This window comes from Almyronema sp. (assembly GCF_052168255.1).
Lineage (GTDB): Bacteria > Cyanobacteriota > Cyanobacteriia > Phormidesmidales > Phormidesmidaceae > Sphaerothrix > Sphaerothrix epifaneia.
Map to the genome: position 1 here is coordinate 1 of NZ_JBQLZL010000083.1, position 3,474 is coordinate 3,474.

Genomic DNA, 3,474 nt, shown 5'->3' on the forward strand with positions numbered 1-3,474 from the left:
GGGGGAGAGGGGGAGAGGGGAGAAGGGGAGAAAGGGGGAAGGGGGGCGATAAATAAAGCTACAGATCTGGACTGACAATTGATCTCCGTTGCCCCGCCTGCTACGCTGTCTCATTCCGGTACTGCTTCGCCTAGCCGCCAAGCCTGAACTTGTTCATGAGCCTGGGTTTCATCAGCTTCCATAAACAGGTTGCCAATATCAAACAAAAGCTGGGTCGTGCCGTCGTAGCCCACGGTGCAACGACGGCCATTGCCAAGCCGATCAAAGACCGGGAAGCCAAGGCGATAGAGGGGAATGCCCAACTGTTGCGACACAGACTTGGCTTTAGAGTTGGCAATTAATAAGTCGGCTCCCTGAGCTAAATCGGCAAAGTCTTCTAAATCGCCAATGGTGACCGAGTCAATGGGCAGATGCTTGAGCAGCTTGGATTTGGTGGTGGTAACAGCCGCATGAACACTTGCCCCGGTTGTCGTCAGCCACCAGGCAATGCTGTAGAGTAAGTCGGGTTCAAGCGCTAAAGCCACCCGCTTACGGCCAAAAAAGAAATGGGTGTCGAGCAGGGCATCTTGCAACTGGCTGCGCTGATGGCAATATTTGGGCGGTACTGATTTTCCACTTAGCTCAGAGAGCTTGTGCAAAAATTGATCGACCGCTTCCAAACCAGTGAGGCTATCAAACACCTCAAACTCGGTGCCAAAGCGCTGTTGCAAGATTTCAGCAGCCAGCTTCATGCTAGAGCCGATCGCCAGCGTGAATGAAGAATAGCCCAAAGCTTTGAGCTGGCTGAGCGACGTTCCTCCCGTCGTCAAGCCAGAGTAGCCCTCAGCCAAGTGACCATCGAGCGAAGCGGACAAGTCTGGCACCATAACAGGGTTAAGGCCAAAGGCAGAAACCATATCTTTAATGGCTTGGACATCGCCAGGAGAAAGGGCAGATCCGGCTAAAACCGTTACCTGCGAAGGCATTCCCGGCATGGCATAGGCATAAAACGGGTCAGCGTAGGTATCGCTGTGCTGGCGTACCTCATCCCAGCCACTTTCGGGAATATCGCGCACGATCGCTTCGACGGCTGCTGCATAGCCATCTTGCAAAGCGCCCTTAAAGTCAGGGGTTGAAGCAAAGGCGATCGCCAAAGTAGACAGTTCTGGGTGGCGCTGGCGCAAGTCTTTCAAAATGCCTTGCATATCGTCACCCCGCGTTTCGGTCAGCCCCGTTGTGCATAGGCCAATAATTTCTGGCTGAGCCTTTTCCAGCAGCGTCAAAATCGCTGTTTCGACATTCTCTTCACCCCCCAGAATGGTCGTCACCTCACTCATCGCCGTCGTCGAAAGCGGAATCGCCTCGCGGAAATGTCGTACCAGCATCACCTTGGCAAAAGCCGTACAACCCTGAGAGCCATGAAACAGCGGCATCACCCCTTTAAGACCGAGAAAAGCCAGCGCCGCCCCCAAAGGTTGGCTATGCTTCAGCGGATTAACAGCAACCGATTTTTTACGCGAAACGATCTTGGTAGAGGGGGAGAGGGGAGAGGGGGGAAGGTAGGGAAGGGGAGAGGATGGGGAAGATGTAGGAGATGGAACAGCAGCACCAGCCGAAATTACACCTTCCCGACCTTCCTTATCTCCCCCATCTCCCCCATCTCCCCCTCCCCGCGTCCCCGCGTCCCCACCCTCCTCCCACGGAGCCACCAGCCGTACCTGCTGCCAGATCGGGCTATGCAGCGCTTCGTCTAGCTCTTTAGCCATCTCAATCATGCCGACGTAGCCAGCGTAGGGATGGTGGCGTTCCTGGTTGATATCGAGGAAGGGGATGCGGGCTTTGAGGGCGGTGTATTGGTTGCGTCCCCCGGCGATCAGCATGTCGGCTTGGGTTTTGGCGATCACTTTGAGCAGTTCTTGGGCGTTGCCTTTTTGCAGCATGATGCCGTCTTGACCGAGCAGATTTTTGATCCGGGCTTTGTCTTCTTCGGTGCTTTTTTTGGTGCTGGTGGCGACGACTTCCATACCCAGATCTTTCGCCGCCGAAATAATTGACCAGCTCTTGACGCCGCCTGTGTAAAGGACGACGCGTTTGCCCTGCAACCGCTGCCGATAGGGCATTAGCGCCGTATCGAGCTGGGCGGTTTCTGCTTGAATCAGAGTTTCAACCCGGCTTTGTAAATCGGCATCGCCTAGCTGAGCGGCAATGTCTCTTAGCAAGCGGTTGATGTCTTCAACGCCGTAAATCGACTCTTCAATGTAAGGAATGCCGTAGCGCTCTTGCATCTTGTGCGCCATGTTGATGAGCGCCTTGGAACAAATCATGACGTTGAGCTTCGCTCGGTGGGCGCAGGCAACTTCACGGTAGCGAGCATCGCCAGTAATTTTGGCTAAAACCCGGATGCCGAGCTTTTCTAGCAGCGGCAAAACGCCCCAAAGTTCACCCGCAATGTTGTATTCGCCAATTAGGTTAATGTCGTAGGGGGTGGTGTATTCGGGTTCTTGGGTGCCGACGACATGTTCCAGCAGCGATTCGCCACCAATGCGGTTACCCAAGTTCTTACTGCCGACAAAGCCGGGAGCGTTGACCGGAACAACTGGCAGGCCAAACTTTTCGCTGGCGGCTTGGCAGACGGCATCTAGATCATCGCCAATCAGGGCGGTGACGCAGGTAAGGTAAACAAAGATGGCAGCAGGGCTGTAGCGTTCTTTAACCTCGTGGATCGCTTTGTAGAGCTTCTTTTCACCGCCGAAAATGATGTCATTTTCGCTCAGGTCGGTGGTAAAGCCCATTTTGTAAATCATTGGCCCAGAGGAAAGACTGCCCCGACTGCCCCAGGAGTTACCTGAACAAGCAATCGGGCCATGCACCAGGTGGGCAACATCGGTAATCGGCACCAGGGCAATGCTGGCACCATCGAAGGCACATCCCCCTTGAGCGGCACCGGGCTGAGCTTGTTGCTGGCAGGCTTTGTTTTTGCCTTTGCTGTCTTTTTTGTGATTGTGCTCACAACCGGGCTGGGTCAGGAGTTCGTTAATTTTGCCAGAGGTCATTTTCATGGCGATCTGCAGATGAGGGGATGGAGGCGCAGGTGGACAAAGGCGATCGCTGAGAGAAACAGGCTACTCAGCCGATTAGTCGCAGGTGGAAATAAGCTTTACCACTCTACTTGCTGAATCAGAGGCGATCGCTCTTCAGCCAGTTCTAGTTCTCGGCTGAGGCAACCGACGACATAGTTAGTTTCAAGAAAATGGACGGAGTAGATATAAGCCCGTTGCAAATAGGTGCCAATGCCGACGATGTAGCCGATGTCGCCTTTCTTAGCCAGATGAAAGCCAATGTCTTTACCCGGAAAGGTACCGTCGTTGCGAATCAGCTTGCGGACTCGGACACGCTGGCCCATATCAAAAACGGGGGGGGAATCGAGTTCGACTTCTTCAGAGAGTTTCATGGGGATGAGGGGTGGGGTGGGGTGGAGGGGTGGGGGAGATAGGG

2 protein-coding genes are annotated in these 3,474 nt (G+C 54.3%); both read right to left on the reverse strand.

Going from position 1 to position 3,474, the window contains the following annotated elements:
* Positions 1–110: 110 nt before the first annotated feature.
* Complete coding sequence (locus ACTS3T_RS18625) at positions 111–3,038, reverse strand: bifunctional nitrogenase iron-molybdenum cofactor biosynthesis protein NifEN (protein WP_462935333.1); 2,928 nt, start codon at positions 3,036–3,038, stop codon at positions 111–113.
* Between the two features lie 98 nt (positions 3,039–3,136).
* On the reverse strand, positions 3,137–3,430 hold the full coding sequence (locus ACTS3T_RS18630; RefSeq protein WP_462935334.1) for a nitrogen fixation protein NifZ: 294 nt from the start codon (positions 3,428–3,430) through the stop codon (positions 3,137–3,139).
* Between the last annotated feature and the right edge of the window lie 44 nt (positions 3,431–3,474).

Excerpts from the sequence above, each read along its gene's own strand:
- ACTS3T_RS18625 (WP_462935333.1), bottom strand. The coding sequence starts at position 3,038 with ATGAAAATGACCTCTGGCAAAATTAACGAACTCCTGACCCAGCCCGGT.
- ACTS3T_RS18630 (WP_462935334.1), bottom strand. The coding sequence starts at position 3,430 with ATGAAACTCTCTGAAGAAGTCGAACTCGATTCCCCCCCCGTTTTTGAT.